The 15,892-nt window shown below is 46.6% G+C and carries 20 protein-coding genes and 3 tRNA genes; 8 read left to right on the plus strand and 15 right to left on the minus strand.

The window, feature by feature from the left end; all coding sequences use genetic code 11:
• Positions 1–3: 3 nt before the first annotated feature.
• Positions 4–432, plus strand: coding sequence for a UPF0179 family protein (locus tag P8X24_RS00720; RefSeq protein WP_372913622.1), 429 nt, complete (start codon positions 4–6; stop codon positions 430–432).
• Here the strand turns inward: P8X24_RS00720 and P8X24_RS00725 are convergent, their stop codons facing one another.
• The 3 genes from P8X24_RS00725 to P8X24_RS00735 are packed head-to-tail and all read right to left on the minus strand — an operon-like array spanning position 433 to position 3,770.
• Entirely contained in the window at positions 433–2,322 is a 1,890-nt protein-coding gene (locus P8X24_RS00725; RefSeq protein WP_372913623.1) for an arginine--tRNA ligase, read from the minus strand.
• 10 nt (positions 2,323–2,332) lie between these two features.
• Complete coding sequence (locus P8X24_RS00730) at positions 2,333–3,403, minus strand: mRNA surveillance protein pelota (protein ID WP_372913624.1); 1,071 nt, start codon at positions 3,401–3,403, stop codon at positions 2,333–2,335.
• Between the two features lie 4 nt (positions 3,404–3,407).
• Positions 3,408–3,770 carry a ribonuclease P protein component 2 gene (locus tag P8X24_RS00735; RefSeq protein WP_372913625.1) on the minus strand — a complete coding sequence of 121 codons (363 nt, stop codon included), beginning with the start codon at positions 3,768–3,770 and terminating at the stop codon, positions 3,408–3,410.
• Positions 3,771–3,955: 185 nt separating this feature from the next.
• On the opposite strand from P8X24_RS00735, the gene P8X24_RS00740 reads away from it, so the two are divergent.
• A complete protein-coding gene (locus P8X24_RS00740; protein WP_372913626.1) occupies positions 3,956–4,858 on the plus strand; it encodes a transcription initiation factor IIB in 903 nt (300 codons plus the stop codon).
• 48 nt (positions 4,859–4,906) lie between these two features.
• On the opposite strand, the gene P8X24_RS00745 is transcribed toward P8X24_RS00740, so the two are convergent.
• From P8X24_RS00745 to tuf, 3 genes are all read right to left on the minus strand, one after another.
• Positions 4,907–4,993 (minus strand) — tRNA-Ser (locus P8X24_RS00745).
• A gap of 38 nt (positions 4,994–5,031) precedes the next feature.
• Entirely contained in the window at positions 5,032–5,340 is a 309-nt protein-coding gene (gene rpsJ, locus P8X24_RS00750; protein WP_372913627.1) for a 30S ribosomal protein S10, read from the minus strand.
• Positions 5,341–5,379: 39 nt separating this feature from the next.
• A complete protein-coding gene (tuf, locus tag P8X24_RS00755; RefSeq protein ID WP_372913628.1) occupies positions 5,380–6,666 on the minus strand; it encodes a translation elongation factor EF-1 subunit alpha in 1,287 nt (428 codons plus the stop codon).
• A gap of 273 nt (positions 6,667–6,939) precedes the next feature.
• On the opposite strand from tuf, the gene P8X24_RS00760 reads away from it, so the two are divergent.
• Positions 6,940–7,689 (plus strand): lipoate--protein ligase family protein, encoded by a 750-nt coding sequence (locus P8X24_RS00760; protein ID WP_372913629.1) that lies wholly within the window; start codon positions 6,940–6,942, stop codon positions 7,687–7,689.
• On the opposite strand, the gene P8X24_RS00765 is transcribed toward P8X24_RS00760, so the two are convergent.
• Positions 7,679–8,539, minus strand: a complete 861-nt coding sequence (locus tag P8X24_RS00765) for a cation diffusion facilitator family transporter (protein WP_372913630.1) — start codon at positions 8,537–8,539, stop codon at positions 7,679–7,681. The two genes, P8X24_RS00760 and P8X24_RS00765, sit on opposite strands and share 11 nt — an antisense overlap.
• Before the next feature lie 254 nt (positions 8,540–8,793).
• Positions 8,794–9,027: a hypothetical protein gene (locus P8X24_RS00770; protein WP_068323939.1), complete on the minus strand. Its 234-nt coding sequence runs from the start codon at positions 9,025–9,027 to the stop codon at positions 8,794–8,796.
• A 118-nt stretch (positions 9,028–9,145) separates the two neighbouring features.
• Here P8X24_RS00770 and P8X24_RS00775 point away from each other — a divergent pair.
• A tRNA-Asn gene (locus tag P8X24_RS00775) sits at positions 9,146–9,221 on the plus strand.
• Between the two features lie 8 nt (positions 9,222–9,229).
• Positions 9,230–9,307 (plus strand) — tRNA-Ile (locus P8X24_RS00780).
• Positions 9,308–9,310: 3 nt separating this feature from the next.
• Here the strand turns inward: P8X24_RS00780 and P8X24_RS00785 are convergent.
• From P8X24_RS00785 to rpl7ae, 4 genes are read right to left on the minus strand one after another with little or no spacing between them, the layout of a single operon-like run.
• The gene (locus P8X24_RS00785) at positions 9,311–10,147 is read right to left on the minus strand and encodes a DMT family transporter (protein WP_372913631.1); all 837 of its coding nucleotides are present in this window, start codon (positions 10,145–10,147) and stop codon (positions 9,311–9,313) included.
• A 30-nt stretch (positions 10,148–10,177) separates the two neighbouring features.
• A complete protein-coding gene (locus P8X24_RS00790; RefSeq protein ID WP_372913632.1) occupies positions 10,178–10,381 on the minus strand; it encodes a 50S ribosomal protein L24e in 204 nt (67 codons plus the stop codon).
• 5 nt (positions 10,382–10,386) lie between these two features.
• Positions 10,387–10,602 carry a 30S ribosomal protein S28e gene (locus P8X24_RS00795; RefSeq protein ID WP_010867791.1) on the minus strand — a complete coding sequence of 72 codons (216 nt, stop codon included), beginning with the start codon at positions 10,600–10,602 and terminating at the stop codon, positions 10,387–10,389.
• A 48-nt stretch (positions 10,603–10,650) separates the two neighbouring features.
• A complete protein-coding gene (rpl7ae, locus tag P8X24_RS00800) occupies positions 10,651–11,022 on the minus strand; it encodes a 50S ribosomal protein L7Ae (protein WP_068324810.1) in 372 nt (123 codons plus the stop codon).
• A 122-nt stretch (positions 11,023–11,144) separates the two neighbouring features.
• Here rpl7ae and P8X24_RS00805 point away from each other — a divergent pair, with 122 nt between their 5' ends.
• Positions 11,145–11,732, plus strand: coding sequence for a rhomboid family intramembrane serine protease (locus tag P8X24_RS00805; RefSeq protein ID WP_372913633.1), 588 nt, complete (start codon positions 11,145–11,147; stop codon positions 11,730–11,732).
• Here P8X24_RS00805 and P8X24_RS00810 read toward each other — a convergent pair.
• From P8X24_RS00810 to P8X24_RS00820, 3 genes are read right to left on the minus strand one after another with little or no spacing between them, the layout of a single operon-like run.
• Entirely contained in the window at positions 11,722–12,369 is a 648-nt protein-coding gene (locus P8X24_RS00810) for an endonuclease III domain-containing protein (protein WP_372913634.1), read from the minus strand. The genes P8X24_RS00805 and P8X24_RS00810 overlap by 11 nt on opposite strands.
• Complete coding sequence (locus P8X24_RS00815) at positions 12,338–12,766, minus strand: DUF6849 domain-containing protein (RefSeq protein ID WP_372913635.1); 429 nt, start codon at positions 12,764–12,766, stop codon at positions 12,338–12,340. The genes P8X24_RS00810 and P8X24_RS00815 overlap by 32 nt, the downstream gene beginning before the upstream one ends.
• A complete protein-coding gene (locus tag P8X24_RS00820) occupies positions 12,767–13,213 on the minus strand; it encodes an Lrp/AsnC family transcriptional regulator (RefSeq protein ID WP_372913636.1) in 447 nt (148 codons plus the stop codon).
• Between the two features lie 118 nt (positions 13,214–13,331).
• Here P8X24_RS00820 and P8X24_RS00825 point away from each other — a divergent pair, with 118 nt between their 5' ends.
• Together P8X24_RS00825 and P8X24_RS00830 are read left to right on the plus strand one after the other, a co-directional pair.
• The gene (locus P8X24_RS00825) at positions 13,332–14,663 is read left to right on the plus strand and encodes a leucine/methionine racemase (RefSeq protein ID WP_372913637.1); all 1,332 of its coding nucleotides are present in this window, start codon (positions 13,332–13,334) and stop codon (positions 14,661–14,663) included.
• Between the two features lie 32 nt (positions 14,664–14,695).
• The gene (locus P8X24_RS00830) at positions 14,696–15,613 is read left to right on the plus strand and encodes a hypothetical protein (protein ID WP_372913638.1); all 918 of its coding nucleotides are present in this window, start codon (positions 14,696–14,698) and stop codon (positions 15,611–15,613) included.
• Positions 15,614–15,892 lie beyond the last annotated feature (279 nt).

Here is a 15,892-nt window from a genome sequence, read left to right on the forward strand (position 1 = left end):
CGGATGGTCATCACTCTAGTTGGTGAAAAGTTAGCTAAACCTGGGCTTGAATTCGTATATTATGGACCAGGAGAACCGTGCAAAACATGCAAGCTTGCAAGAGTTTGCATAGGGAACCTAGAACCTGGGAGGAGGTACAAGATAGTTAGGGTAAGGAACATCGAACATCCGTGCCCGCTCCATGAAGGGAAGGTAAGGGTTGTTGAGGTCGTTGAGCCAGCAATAGAAGTGCTTATAGATCCCAGGTACGCAATAGCAGGAAGCAAGATAAAGCTCAGCTTCGTAGAGTGCGAAGAACCAGACAAAATTGACTTAGTAAAACCAGAAGGGCTCTTCGAGGGTGACATTGTCAAAATCCTAGAGATCCTTGGAGATGTTGAGTGTAATGGGAAAAAGTACAAGCTGGCAAGGGTGATGAGGGAAAAAGAATAGTCACATCTTCTCAGGCGCATCGATGCCCATGAGCCAAAGTGCATTCCGGAGAACCTGCTTCACTGCCATGACTAGCAATAATCTTGCCTCCCTAATCCCCCTTTCTGCCTTTATAACTGGGTGATCCATGTAGAACTTGTTAAACAGCGAAGCTAACTCATTGGCGTACCAAGCTATTAGGTGGGGCTTCACGTCCCTTCCAGCCTGCTCAACTATCTCTGGGAACTTTGCTAGGAGCATCAATACCTCCCTCTCCCTCTCTGTAAGCTTTTCAAAGTTAGCAACGCCTAAGAGCACCTTCCAATCGGTTACTATTCCATTCTCCTCAGCCTTCCTTAGGATCGAAGCACATCTAGCATGGGCGTATTGGATGTACGGAGCGCTCTCCCCCTCAAAGTTTAAGACATCCTCCCACCTGAACACGACCTTCTTATCAGGGCTGTATTTAATTAGGCTATATCTAACGGCGCCAATCCCAACCTTCTGAGCAATCTCATCCTTTTCCTCCTCGGAGAGTCCTGGGCTCTTCTCTTCTATCAGCTCCCTTGCCCTCTTTATTGCCTCGTTTAGCACCTCATCGACAGTAAACCCAACCCAGGTCCCCTTCCTTCCGGAGAACTTTCCTTCTGGACTCTCCACATGCTCATAGGCTAAGTGATGGAAGTTGTTTGCCGCGTCCTCGTACCCTAAGAGCTGCAAGGCGTACTTAATGGCAAGCTGAGGATGCTTCTGCTCGGCCCCGATGACGTTTATCACGACATCAGCATTTCCGAACCTTCCCGGCATTGGATCCCCATCAGGGGCAGTAGTCCAAGCGTGGAAGTCCCACCTCTTATATAGTAAATCAACATCAACTTTGCCGAACTTCCACAGATGATATGCTATGTCCTTCCCAGTGTAGGTGGCCGTTCCATCGCTCCTCCTCAAGACCAGGTGGGGGTTCTTCATGTCAGGGAACAACTTACTGAGATCCATAACGAAAGCTCCCTTATACTTGCCTTCCTGGGGGGTATAAAAGTTCTCATTCTTTTCAAGGAGTTTCAATGCTATTTCAAAAAGCCTCCTAGCAACGATGTCGCTCTCCCAAACTAGCAGGTCATAGGTAATCTTCAACCTATAAGTGGTCTCCATCTGGGCCCTTACAACTTCCTCAGCCAACCTTCTGCCCTCGGGATCTCCTTCCTCAAGTTTCCTCATGAGCTTTCTAATCTCCTTATCAACCTCAGGATTCTCCTCAATTAACTTGTTAATCTCAACGTACAAGAGTCCCAAAGCATGATCTATGGGATCGTCTTTAAGGCCTGTTTCCTTGAGCTGGCTGTATATTTCCTCAAACTTCTCCTTCAAGTTCAGATAACCCCAGTACACCTGGGCGAACTGAACACCTAGGTCATCTACATAGTTTTGCACTTCAACCTCGTAGCCTAAGAACCTCAGAATTCTGGCTATAGTATCTCCGAGAATTGCATTCCTTGCATGTCCCATATGGAGAGGTTTTGTTGGGTTTACCGAGGTGTGCTCTACTATCACCTTCTTGCCCTTTCCAATTTCACTCCTCCCATAATCGGTCGCCTTGCTAAGTATCTCACTCATTAACAGCTTCGCAAACTCTGCATAGTTTATGAAAAAATTAACGTAACCATTTACAGCCTTAACCTCCCTTATCCCCTCCGGCAGCTTTGCCTCAAGTCTTCTTGCTAATTCCTCCGCTATAACCATCGGAGACTTCTTCATAACCCTTGCCAGCTGAAACGCTACGGCAGTTCCAAAATCCCCCATTTTGGGATTTGGCGTATCAGCAAATTCTATTTTACCCTCCCAATTGGGAGCCATCTCTCTAATAACTTCCCTTAGAGAATTCTCCACTTCGAGCTGAATCCTCTTCAACATTTTCAACACCTCACTTAATTTTAAACCTCAGAAGTGCAGCTATTCCTCCCAGAGCCTTAAGCTTATCCCCTCCCTCATGTTCAGAACTGACAACCACGACATTCGCCCTTAGATTCCTTGCGAGCTCCATCATGTCCTCGAGCTTTTCCCGGTTTTCACTCTTCAATAACTCATCAAGCACGAGCAATGTATCCACCGCCCCATAATTTATCGCTTCTTCAACCTCCTTAAGACCATATGCAACTAGTCCATTTTTGGCTATCTCCTCTATCACTTTCTCAACCAGGCTTATCTCTCTTGAAACCCTATTCTCCATGTAAACTTTATCGACCGTTCCTCTCTTAATGACCTCATAGATTCCAGTCCTGCCTCCCATGCTAGTATCATCAGTAACAACTTTTTTGGCGAGCTCGGGATAGTTTTCCTTGAGAAACTTAACGAAGTCTTCCTTGTAAAACCCTGGACCCGCAATTATAGCCCTGTCTATATTCTCCCTTTCAAAAAGCTCTAGCATCGTCTTAGCAATATCATGGAAGAATCTCTTCTCCTCTTCTTCCCGCTTCACGTTGTACCTCTTCCCTCCAAGGTTGTGCCTTATCGATGCTATAAAGTCAAGGCCGTACTCCCTAACCACGGCAATCTCAGCCTCACCATCCTCAACTGCAACTATCATGACTTTTGCTCTTTTCGAAGCCTCAACGGCTTCCTTTATCCTCTCTATATGGTGGGGTCTCCACCTCTCCTTCTGGATCGTTAAAACTGTCCCCGGTTCAACCGCTATCGTGTGGTACTTTCCCAAGGGCACATCATCCCTGCTCGTGTAAACGATTGGACCAGTTATCCTAAGCTGGTTTGCAAACTTGTGCAGGTTTATCTTTTCAGCCTTAACTCCTAAAAACACAGGAATTACCTCAACTTTCTCGGGTCTTAAGGAGTCGCTCCTTTGAGCCTGCTTCCTCAAGGTTTTCGCGTACACGATGTCCCCCTCGTTTATGACGTGATAAAGGTGCCAGAGATCATCAAGAGTCTCAACTTTAATTTTAACCATCCCCTCCTTGGGCTTCTCCTCAAGTATTTCCATCTTCTCACCTCCAGCCAAACTCAGATAGGAACTTCTTCTTAAGCCTTCTTATGGTGCCAGAGACCCCAAGAGTTCTCACGAGAACCTTTTTCCCCTTAAATTCAGTCAACAGGATAAGAGAAAATCTGACATGCTCAACGTAATTCCTATCGCATCTAAGAATTCCAGTCTGAGATTCCTCATCAAATTTAATCAACCACGGCTTGGCCATTGAGGTTCCAACTTCACCAAGAACTCGAAGAATATTGCCCCATATCATCTCCCTTACTTCCCCTTTCTTCAGGGGCTCCTCGGAGATAACTTGGAAAGCTATGTACCTGTGCTTATCCCTAAGCGTGGGGGGGAGGGTTTTTGGTCTATCGCTCATGCCCTAAGTTACTCAGCTAGAATTTAATAGTTGCTGTGCAAAAAATTTGCATAGTGGAGATTCTTAAATACTTCTTTGAGGAGACTAGTTTAACACGTCACTAAGTAACACAAAAGGTTTATATACCTTTCGGTATTCGTAGTTATATTGAGAAGAGCTTTTGGACCGCCGGCGGGGGTGTTGGGGTGAATAAGCAAAGAGTTTGTCCCGTTTGTGGATCAACTGAGTTTATATATGACCCCGAAAGGGGCGAAATCGTCTGCGCAAGGTGTGGTTACGTAATTGAAGAGAACATCATTGACATGGGACCAGAATGGAGGGCCTTTGATGCTTCTCAGCGTGAAAGAAGATCAAGAACAGGAGCCCCAGAGAGTATACTTCTCCACGACAAAGGGCTATCTACCGATATAGGAATTGATAGGTCGCTAACTGGCTTAATGAGAGAAAAGATGTATAGGCTTAGGAAGTGGCAGTCAAGGCTTAGGGTTAGTGATGCAGCGGAGAGAAACCTTGCATTTGCATTGAGTGAACTTGACAGGATTACCGCTCAATTAAAATTGCCAAAACATGTTGAAGAGGAAGCCGCAAGGCTGTATAGGGAAGCCGTAAGAAAAGGATTAATAAGGGGGAGATCCATCGAAAGTGTTATAGCTGCCTGTGTATATGCAGCGTGCAGGTTGCTAAAGGTTCCCAGAACCCTAGATGAAATATCAGATATAGCGAGAGTTGAGAAGAAGGAGATCGGAAGAAGTTACCGTTTCATCGCAAGAAATCTGAATTTAACTCCGAAAAAGCTCTTCGTCAAGCCCACTGATTATGTTAACAAGTTCGCGGATGAACTCGGGCTAAGTGAGAAGGTTAGAAGGAGGGCCATAGAAATTCTTGAAGAGGCTTACAGGAGAGGCCTTACAAGTGGAAAGAGCCCAGCCGGACTAGTTGCCGCAGCCCTCTATATAGCCTCACTTCTTGAAGGAGAGAAGAGGACTCAGAGGGAAGTTGCCGAAGTTGCGAGGGTCACGGAAGTAACGGTGAGAAACAGATATAAAGAGCTTGTAGAAAAGCTCGGAATTAAGGTTCCCATTGCATAATTTTTTAATTTTATTTTATTATTTTGAAGAAAGGGGAAGAAAGTATTCTGGCGCCGGGGCGGGGATTTGAACCCCGGTGGGCAAACGCCCACGGGCTCTCCAGGCCCGCGCCTTCCCTGGCTAGGCTACCCCGGCACACCTATATTAAATAGAATTAGAGGGATTATAAACCTTCAGGATATTAGCTCAATCTCAATTGTAACATCCTCAGGAACACGAATCCTCATGATCTGCCTCATGGCCCTCTCATCGGCCTCAATGTCAATGAGCCTTTTGTGTATTCTGAGCTCCCATCTATCAAACGTTGCTGAGCCCTCACCATCTGGACTCTTCCTTGTAACGATCCTTATCCTCTTGGTCGGCAGTGGTATTGGCCCACTCATCCTAACTCCAGTTCTCTCGGCGATCTGCCTTATTTGACTTGCAACTTCCTCAAGGGAACGGACATTAGTGCTTGCAAGCTTGATCCTCGCTTTTTGCATAAAATCACCCCAGGAGAATTAAAGAAAGGGGAGAAGAGATCACTCACCCTTCTGGATTGAAATTACCATACCAGCAGCAACAGTCATACCCATGTCTCTGATAGCGAACCTACCGAGCTGTGGAATCTCCTTGACTGGCTCAAGGACCACTGGCTTCATTGGCCTGAGGATAACGATAGCTGAGTCACCGGTCTTGATGAACTGTGGGTTCTCCTCCACTATGTTACCGGTCCTGGGATCAAGCTTTGCAAGGAGCTGCTCGAACCTGACTGGAATCTGGGCAGTGTGGGCATGAAGGACTGGGCTGTATCCAACGGTGATAGCCGTTGGGTGGTTGAGGACGATGATCTGAGCCTTGAAGGTATCCTTGGTTCTGACGACTGTTGGCGGGTTGTTTGCGTGTCCAGCAACGTCACCTCTCTTGATGTCGTTCTTGCTAACACCTCTGACGTTGAATCCGATGTTGTCACCTGGGAGTGCTTCCTGAAGTGGCTCGTGGTGCATCTCAATGGACTTAACTTCACCCTGAATGGGCTTGTGGAAGATCGTGCTTGCGGGCTCGAAGATGACCACGTCGCCGACCTTAAGCTTACCGGTCTCAACCCTACCGACTGGAACTGTACCGACACCCTTAATTGAGTAGACATCTTGGATGGGTATCCTGAGTGGCTTGTCAATTGGCTTCTCTGGTTCTGGAACCTTGTCAAGGGCCTCGATGAGTGTTGGACCGTTGTACCATGGCATCTTGTCGCTCTTCTTAACGACGTTGTCTCCCTCCCAAGCGCTGATTGGAATGACTGGGAAGTCCTTGTAACCGAGCATCTTGAGGAGCTTCTCAACCTGAGCCTTGACCTTCTCGAAGACCTTCTGATCGTAGTTAACCATGTCCATCTTGTTTATACAGACAATTATGTGCTTGATACCAAGGGTTCTTGCAAGGAAGGCGTGCTCCTTAGTCTGTGGCATGACACCATCGGTAGCTGCAACGACGAGAACTGCAACGTCTGCCTGTGAAGCACCGGTGATCATGTTCTTAACGAAGTCCCTGTGACCCGGAGCGTCGATGATAGTAATGTACCTGTGTGGGGTCTCGAACTTGGTGTGGGCGACATCAATGGTAATACCTCTTTCTCTCTCCTCCTTAAGCCTGTCCATGACCCAAGCGAACTTGAAGGACTTACCCTTTTCACCCATCTCCTCGAACTTCTTGATGATGGTCTCTGGGATGTTACCGGTATCGTAAAGGAGCCTACCGATTGTTGTACTCTTACCGTGGTCTACGTGTCCGATAAACACGATGTTAACGTGGGGCTTCTCCTTTGGCATCTTTAACCACCTCCAAATTTTTGCCTAACCCTACTTTTGACCGAGCTTTTTAAGATTTTCGCACATCGGCCCCCTCAGGCGGGAAACCCGCCCAAGTAGAGGGGGCCTCATAAGCTCGGATTGAAGTTGAGAAGGAGGTTTAAAAACTTAACTCAGGGCTCGGCGGTGACCACTTTCATCACTCCTCAGACAAGACCGATTTCTTCATCGCCTATTTAACGCTAACCCATGAAAGTATTTAAGCGGTTTTCCCAAGCTGAGATGGTGTTTATGATGAGGTTCATTCCCCTTATCGTTGCAAGACCTGAAGTTCAGATGGCCATAGATGAGGCAATAATGAGGGCAAGGATTGAGGGCAGAGTTCCAGACACCGTAAGGCTTTACGTTTTCAAGCCTAGTTCCGTGACCATAGGGAGATTCCAGAGCGTGAAGCACGATGTTAATCTAGAAAAAGCTAAAGAATTAGGTATTCCAGTCGTGAGGAGGATAACCGGAGGAGGAAGCGTTTTCCATGATGAATACGGGGAAATAACGTACTCGGTGGTTATAGGAGAAGACTATCACCCTGCCCTTAAGAGCATTCAAGAGAGCTACAGATTCTTAGCGGGCCCCTTAGTCGATGCCCTTAAAGACCTAGGGCTGAATGCAGAGTTTTCGGGACTTAACGATATCGTGGTTAATGGAAAGAAAATCAGCGGATCAGCCCAAACTAGAAGAAAGGGTGTTATTTTGCAACACGGAACTTTCATGTACTCGACGAGACTTGAGGTTTTAGCTTCAGTACTGAAGGTTTCCAAGGAAAAACTGAAGGATAAGGGAGTGAGGAGCATCTACGAGAGGGTAACCACCGTAGAGAGAGAAGGAATAAAGTTATCGAGAGAGGAAGCTTATGAGCTCCTGAAGAACAGCTTTTTCAGAGCATTTCCTTTAGAAGTAGGAGAGCTGACGGACTATGAGCTGGAGCTTGCAGAAAAGCTGATCGAGGAGAGATATGGGAATGAGAGGTGGAACCTCATGAAGTAACACCTTTTATGTCCACATGAACAAAGGCAACCTCCACCTCCGGTAGCTCCTCTATTTTCTTCTTAACCTCCTCACTTATATCGTGGGCCTCTTTAAGGGTCATCTCTGGAGGAACTTCTATGTGTAACTCAACATGTAACGTACTCCCAACGTAGTGAGCCCTTAGGTCATGAACTCCCAAAACCCCAGGAACGCTCTTGGCAACATCCTCTATCCTTTTGTAAACTTCGTATGGAGGGGCCCTACCCGTTAAGTAGTGGACGTTCTCAAGGATTATCTCAACCGCAATTTTCCCTATGAACAGTGCAACCACAAATCCCGCAAGGGCATCTCCAGAGCTTATTCCGACCTTCTCAAGACCGAATCCAAAGAGAACGGCTATAGTACTCAGGACGTCGCTACGATGATGATAGGCGTCAGCTATCAATATTTGATTGTTCATTTTCTTTCCTACAGCTAGGGTGTATCTAGTCATGCCATCCTTCACGAGAATTGAGAGAACCGCAACGCCAACCATTAAGGGAGTTACTTTAATTCTCGTTCCAAGGATGATCCTTTCCAAGGAATCCCTAGCTATCTCGTAAGCCACTATAAGCAGGAGCTCACCCATGAAGAATGCAAATAAGGGTTCAAACCTTGAGTGGCCAAACGGATGAGAGCTGTCTGGGGGCTTTTTCGATATTTTTACCCCAATAAGTCCAATGATGCTCGTAAGGGTGTCGCTAAACGAATGAATGCCATCAGAAATTAGGGCTATGCTTGAATAAAGAAAGCCTATGATTATCTTAACAACTCCCAGTGCTGTGTTCCCAACTATGCTGACCACTATGGGCTTGTACTCTTCCCTCATTTTATCACCTTAGCATATGCACAAAATTTCCTGAGCAACAAAATTTTAGAAAAGGGGTTATTAGGATTTCTTTTTGTTAGTCTAATCTAATTCCTGCGGTCAGTCCGTCACTCCTTCATCACGCATCAGCCTAGGCTGAACTCCTCATCCCGCGGTGTTCCCTAAAAAGCTCAGAGATCACCTACCATCATCACCACTCAGTTCGCCCATCAATCATCATTGCCAAAAACTCAAAGAAGAGAGAGTTTAAAAAGTTAAACGTCCCAGCCAAACTCCTCCCTCACAAGCTTTACTAACTCCTTGAACTCTTCTTTCTTTATATTGACGCTACTTGTGGCTCCAACGAGAGCAATTATTCCGTGTACTTCTTCTTGGATCTGTATAACGTCATCGCTAACTTTGGCCACCCTAAGTTCCCTCCTTGCAACTTCGTCTTCACTTATCTTGAACCTGTCTTCTCCTATCTTGTAATATCTAATCTCTGTCATTTTGCTCACCTCCAAAAGCTCTTCCGAATTTTAGTTACGAAACGGAAGATTATAAAGATTTCTCAGCCCAGGAACCGTAATATTTATAAAGTCATTTCAGTGGTTATTTTTTGGACGCGCCGCCGTAGCTTAGCTGGTGGAGCGCCGGACTGTTAATCCGGCGGTCCCCGGTTCGAATCCGGGCGGCGGCGCCAAAAGGAAAGGGCCCGTAGCTCAGCCTGGTCAGAGCGCGCGGCTCATAACCGCGTGGTCCGGGGTTCAAATCCCCGCGGGCCCACCAGAATTATTCCCTTCTCGAAAGCATTATTCCCAGGAGAATTAAGGCAAGTCCAAGGAGCGTTGATTTTAAGATTTTCTCCCCAACTACAATCGATATAAACACCAGGGAAAGCACGGGGGTTAGGTAAACGAGGGATGCAACTTTTCCAGCCTCTTCCCTCTCCAACGCCTTAAGCCACAGAAGGAAGGTAAGACCCATCTCAAATGTTCCAATGTAAACTGCCCCGAGGACTCCAAGGGGGTCGAACTTTATTCCCCTTATAACCCCAAGGGTGAGAATATAGAGGGAGCCAAAGAAGAAATTCCAGAACATCTTCTCCTCAGCCTTCCTGGGGTCTCTAAGGTTGAAGATCCAGTACATGGCCCACACCAATGCACTGCTTAGGGCAAGGGCATCGCCAAGGGGATTTGCAAAGCTTAAGGATGAGAGGTTACCGTGCGTTCCAATAACCAATGCTCCAAGGAATCCAACGATAACGCCAAAGAACTCTTTAATCGTCAAAGGTTGACCTAAGAATGCTGAAGAGAATACCACGAGAATTATGGGCCACGTGTAGTTTAATGCCTGTGCTTCCTGAGCTGGGAGGAGGGAGTATGCATTGAACAGGACTAAGTAGTACAGGAAGGGGTTTATGAACCCTAAAAACGCTGAGTAGATGTTTTTTCTTATAGAGAATTTTTTGCCCTCCCTTAGATTTGCCCCCAAGAATATTATCGTTGATGTGAGAGAAGCGTAGAGTAGCATACTTACGGGATCCAGCCTCGAAAGGGTAAGCTTAAAGGCAGAGGCCACGGTGGACCAGAAGATTATTGCAAGTACGGCATAATGAATGGGGCGCATATAGAAGGATAGAAGGAGGGGTTAATAACATTACTTCTTCTTGGCCCTCTGAAGCCTTGCCTCTTGGTAAGCCTTGGTCCACTTGAGCTTCCTGGGGTTCCTACCCATGAAGAAGTACCTCTCACACTTCCTCGAGCAGAAGAAGAACACCCTTCCATCGTTCCTGACGAACATCTTTCCAGTTCCAGGCTCGAAAGGCTTTCCACAGTAGGAACAGATGTTCCATCTTGCCATTCAATTCACCTCCTGCTCTTGATTTCCCTAGCCTCTCTCTCTGTCTCTCTAAGGATCAGTATGTCGCCAACCCTCACGGGGCCTCTAACGTTCCTCCTAATTACCCTACCCTTATCCCTACCTTCGAGGATTCTAACCTTTACCTGAGTCACGTCACCAGTTGTTCCCGTTCTCCCTATGATTTCGATCACTTCAGCTGGATACCCCTCATCCTCCGCCATTCTCTCTCACCCCCAAAGATGATCGTGAAAGGGGAAAGGAAGGGGAGCTCACTTCATGAGCTCCCTAACCTTCATTGCGATTTCCTCAACAAGCTCCCTGGCCTTGCCAGGCTCGATTATAGCAACGCTAGCTGCAGCAACCTCAATTCCAGCTGCAGCACCAAGCTCCTTCTTGCTTGGGACATAGATGTAGGGGATCTCCTTCTCCTCACAGAGTGGTGGAAGGTGCGCAACGATCTCCTCTGGGTCGACATCCTCGGCAATTATAACGAGCTTTGCCTGGCCCCTCTCAACGGCCTTTGTGGTCTCGTTGGTTCCCTTCCTTATCTTTCCAGTGTCCCTTGCTATTTCTACAGCCTGAAGGGCCTTCTCTGCGAGCTCCTTTGGAACCTCAAACTTTACGTAGCTTGGCTTGGCCATCATCCATCCCTCCTTCAGTCATCGTTCATCTGTCGAGCTTGGTTGAGGTGGAGAATTTAAAAGGCTTGTGGTTCCCAGGAACGTTTTTAAAGACTGAGTATTTTTCAGGCTTAGGGATCAACGTGAAGAAGGTTTGGAAGTACTTTCCCGGGACATTTACACTTCTCATCCTTATAACGATCGTATTCGCCTACGAAGTTGTTATTGGTTTCAACAAGGCGATCCTGCAGCTTGCCCAAATAAACCTCCTCGTTTTGTATAGGGGTGAGTGGTGGAGATTAATAACCGCGATATTCATCCATATGGGCTTCATTCACTTCGCCTTGAACGCCTTCTGGTTGTTCTACCTCGGGATTGATCTAGAAGGCGTCATTGGAACTAAGAGGTTCCTCATAGTTTTCTTTATTTCGGCCTTAGTTGGGAACGTACTAAGCTTATTTACGCTTCCCCTTGATGTTGCCTCAGGAGGAGCCAGCGGAGGGCTGTTTGGAATAGTTGGAGCATCTCTGGCAATAGAGGGAGTTTTAAGGAGAAACATGAGCAAGGCCCTAATGAACGCCCTCTTCCTGTTCCTGATAAACAGCATATTCCCTGGGGTGAATATAATAGCTCACTTTGGAGGCCTTGCCGCTGGTTTGATCTTAGGATACACCTACGGGAAATGGCTAAAGAAAAGGCTAATGGACATGAGCTACTGGGTCACATATTGACTTTAGGACACAGATCTCTAAGGGGACACTCCTCACACCTAGGCTTTATGGGCCTGCAAACCCTCTTTCCATGGTCTACCATAGCGTGATTAACGTACAGCCACTCCTCCCTGGGAATTAGTTGCTTCAGCCTTTCTTCAACCTCCTCAGGAGAGGCATCCTTGGGAACGAGCCCAAGCCTCTTGCTTATCCTGTTAACGTGGGTGTCCACGGGAATCGCCGGAATTCCAAACCCATAAGCAAGGACTATGTTGGCGCACTTTCTCCCGATCCCAGGAAGCTTAATTAGTTCCTCAAACTTGTCCGGAACTCTACCTTTATACCTCTCAAGGATGATCCTTGAGGACTCTACTATCCACCTCCCCTTGCTCCTCCAGAGGCCAACCTTGAGTGATCTCAAAAATTCCTGCATCTCCTCAACGCTGGCCCTTGCAATGTCCTCGATAGTTGGATACCTCTTGAAGAGCTCTTCAGCAACCCTATCAGTCACCTCGTCCCTGTTCCTTTGGGAGATTATGCACTTAATCAACGCCCTATAGGGATCGCCGGAAACGTGCCTTTCCCTGGGGTAAGTCCTCTTGAGTATCTCAACGATTTTGAGGGCCCTAGACCTTAATGAGCTTAAGTCTTCTTCCATCAACCACCACCAGGCCAGCCTTTGTCTGAATTACTTTAATTAAGTTTTCGAACCTTTCCCTGTAAATTTCTTCAAGATTTTGGTTCAAAATTAGAACCTCATTCCCAAGGATCACGACGATATTATCACCGTAAACGAATACCTCCTTGGGTTCACCTGTGAGCTCGATCTCCAGAACCTCAACTCCCGGCCTTGCTATTATAACTGATGTCTTGTCCGAGACCCTAATGGGAGAAGGGGTTGCCTGGACAACCTTGAACTCCAGGGGCTTCCCCAGGATATCTATGGTTACAACTTCCCCAGTCTTTACCTCTCTACCTCTAAGTTTAGCCTTCAAAATCTCGGCGAAATCCTGGGGTAGCTCTACATTTGCTAGTGGTTTCAAAACTACTTTCATTTAGAACACCCTCGCGTAGCCCCACTTCTTGACGCTCGTGAGTATTGAGGTCTCAGTGCTTTTAATACCATCTATCTTGCCTAGTTTATCGAGAAGGAAGTTCTCTAGCTCCTCGAGGCTCTTCAGGGTTACCTGCATGAATATATCGTGAGCGCCCGTAGTTATCCCCAGGACGTCAACTTCTTCGAGCTTGGCGAGCTTTTCGGCCACCTCCCTGACTTTGCTGGGCTCAACGTCAACGGCTATGACGGCCACTATACTGTAGCCAGCCTTGAAAGGGTTTATGAGAGCGGCAAACTTCCTTATTATCCCCCTCTCAACAAGCCTTTTCACCCTCGCCCTGACCGTCGATTCTGGAACCCCCAATATTCTTGCGACCTCCGAGTAGCTCATCCTCCCGTCTTCTTGAAGTAAGTGGAGTATCCTCCTGTCAAGCTCATCCAGCATTTGCTTATCACCATTTTTGCTAATTCAACGTTTGTATTAATAAATATTATGATAAATCAACAAAATTTTGGCGAAAAAGTTATCGAATTCAGAAGGATATAGTATTAGGGGGAATACCATGGATCCATGGGATGTCGTGGAGAGGTACAATAGGGTGATAGCCCCGGCCAATAGGACTACTTATTTTCCCTTAGTTCCGGTAAAAGCCGAGAATGCCAAAGTTTGGGATGTGAATGGAAGGGAATATATAGACTTCCTAAGCGATGCAGCGGTTCAAAACGTCGGCCACAACAATCCTAGGGTCGTTAAGGCGATAAAGGAACAGGTCGAAAAGCTCATTCACGCAACCTATATTTACTCCTTCCCACTGGAGCCACTGCTCTTAGCGGAGAAGCTCGTTGAGATTGCCCCGATAGATAACGCTAAGGTCTCTTTTGGACTGAGCGGGGCGGATGCCAACGATGGGGCGATAAAGTTTGCGAGGGCTTACACTAGGAGGCACACAATCTTGAGTTACATGAAGAGCTTTTACGGCTCAACTTATGGTGCAATGAGTCTAACAGGATTAGACTTCCACGTCAGGGCAATCGTTGGAGAGTTAAGCGGAGTTCACTATATCCCCTACCCAAACTGCTATCGCTGTCCGTTCGGTAAAGATCCCAAGAGCTGCAGGATGGAGTGCGTGGAGTACATAAAGGAGAAGTTCGAAGGAGAGGTTTATGCTGAGGGGGTTGCCGCGCTATTTGCTGAACCCATTCAGGGTGACTCCGGCATGGTTGTCCCTCCCAAGAACTACTTCAAGAAGGTCAAGAAGATACTTGATGAGCATGGAATACTACTCGTTGTCGATGAAGTGCAGAGCGGTATGGGAAGAACGGGGAAGTGGTTTGCGATAGAGCACTTTGGGGTTAAACCTGACATAATAACCGTTGCAAAGCCCCTCGGAGGAGGGTTGCCAATAAGCGCAACAATTGGAAGAGCTGAAGTCATGGATTCCCTCCCCCCACTCAGCCACGCATTCACGCTCTCAGGCAATCCAACTGCGGCTAGAGCTGCCTTAGCCGTCATAGAAGAGATTGAGGAGAAGAACCTCCTAAGGAGGGCCAAAAAGCTGGGAGAGTATGCAAAGAAGAGGCTGGAGAAGATGAAGGAGGAGCATGAGCTCATAGGAGATGTCAGGGGACTCGGGCTGATGCTTGGGGTTGAGCTTGTGAAGGACAGGGAAACAAAGGAAAGGGCATTTGAGGAGGCAAAGAAGGTTGTGTGGAGGGCGTTTGAACTTGGCCTAATAGTTGCATTCTTACAAGGGAACGTCCTGAGAATCCAGCCTCCCTTAACGATAGAGGAAGAGGTTCTTGAGGAAGGCCTTAACATATTGGAGAGAGCCATAAGTGACGTTGAGGAAGGAAAGGTTCCAGATGACGTCGTGGAGAAGGTTCAGGGATGGTAAAGTTTATATCCTTATAGTGTCCATTAGCAACTATGGAAGTTAATAAAATCATCCCGATAATCGTTGTCTTATTTTTTCTTATCATAATCTTTGAGGCGGGACTTTATGAAGGAATTAAAGATAGGGCTAAAGATATCAAAGTCGAAGCATATTACCAAAGATACTCGAGCGTCGATGCATTCAGGGTTCTCTTCATCGATGGCATGATTGGAGCGTACTACATCCCTCATTGGATGGACAACCCAGTCGTTTTTGTACCCTCGGGGTCAATTCGAGGAGAGTACTCTAAGATGGCCATGAAGATATATGATGAGAAAAAGGAGCTTTTCGAAAGGGATCTGAAAAAATACATAAAAGAATCGGAGGATGTGGAATGGGCCTCCTTATACCTATTTAGTCTGGCCAACTTCAAGTTCCGTGAAATTGACCTGGGAAGGAACGTTGTAGAAGTCGATATTCTTCCACCCCAACCTTACAAATTTTTCCTTGACCACCCAATCCTCTCAAGCTTCTTGGTGTTTGTGATATTTCTCATCCTCTACTCTTTCTCCCTATTAGACGTTTTTAAATCGGCTAGAGTTTTAGCAATCTTAGCAGTTCTTGCGGTCTTAACGTTCCTTATTCCTTATCATCTAGTTGACCTAAGTCCCCCAGTAGATTTCGAGACTCTCAAAAATTTCGATGGAGCAGTTGTTACCGAGGATGAGTATTTCGTGAGGAACGTCACATGTGAAGAGGCGTACAACATAATTATGAAGCATTACCCCATCAAAATCCCAAGCAAATGCACCAAATGCTTCATAGCCATAGAGGAGGAATACGTTGCTAAATCATTAAACGTTTCACAAGATATCAGGAGAGAACTCCTAAAGATTGCTAAAGAAGATAGAAAAGAATACTGCAGGGAAAACGCGACAATGCTAGGAGTTCCTCTTAAAGGAGACAAATAGTGCGATAATCCAGTTCCCCTTGTACTTGGCATAGTCACTCCACTCTGCAACAAAAACTAAGTTCGCTGGGGAATAGAGGTTATCAGGCTTAGTCGACCTGTACACTTCGTAGGCTTTTAACATCTGGAATAAGAGTCCAAGTCAAGTTTACTACATCCCATGCCTACTGAAACTGCTCTGAGTTCTATTTTTCCTTCTGCTGCCACTATAGGGAAATTGCAAAATATGAGGCACCAGTGCCATCAATCCCAGGGCCAAAGGTAAAATTAATTTTTCACC

This window comes from Pyrococcus kukulkanii (assembly GCF_041647995.1).
Taxonomy (GTDB): domain Archaea; phylum Methanobacteriota_B; class Thermococci; order Thermococcales; family Thermococcaceae; genus Pyrococcus.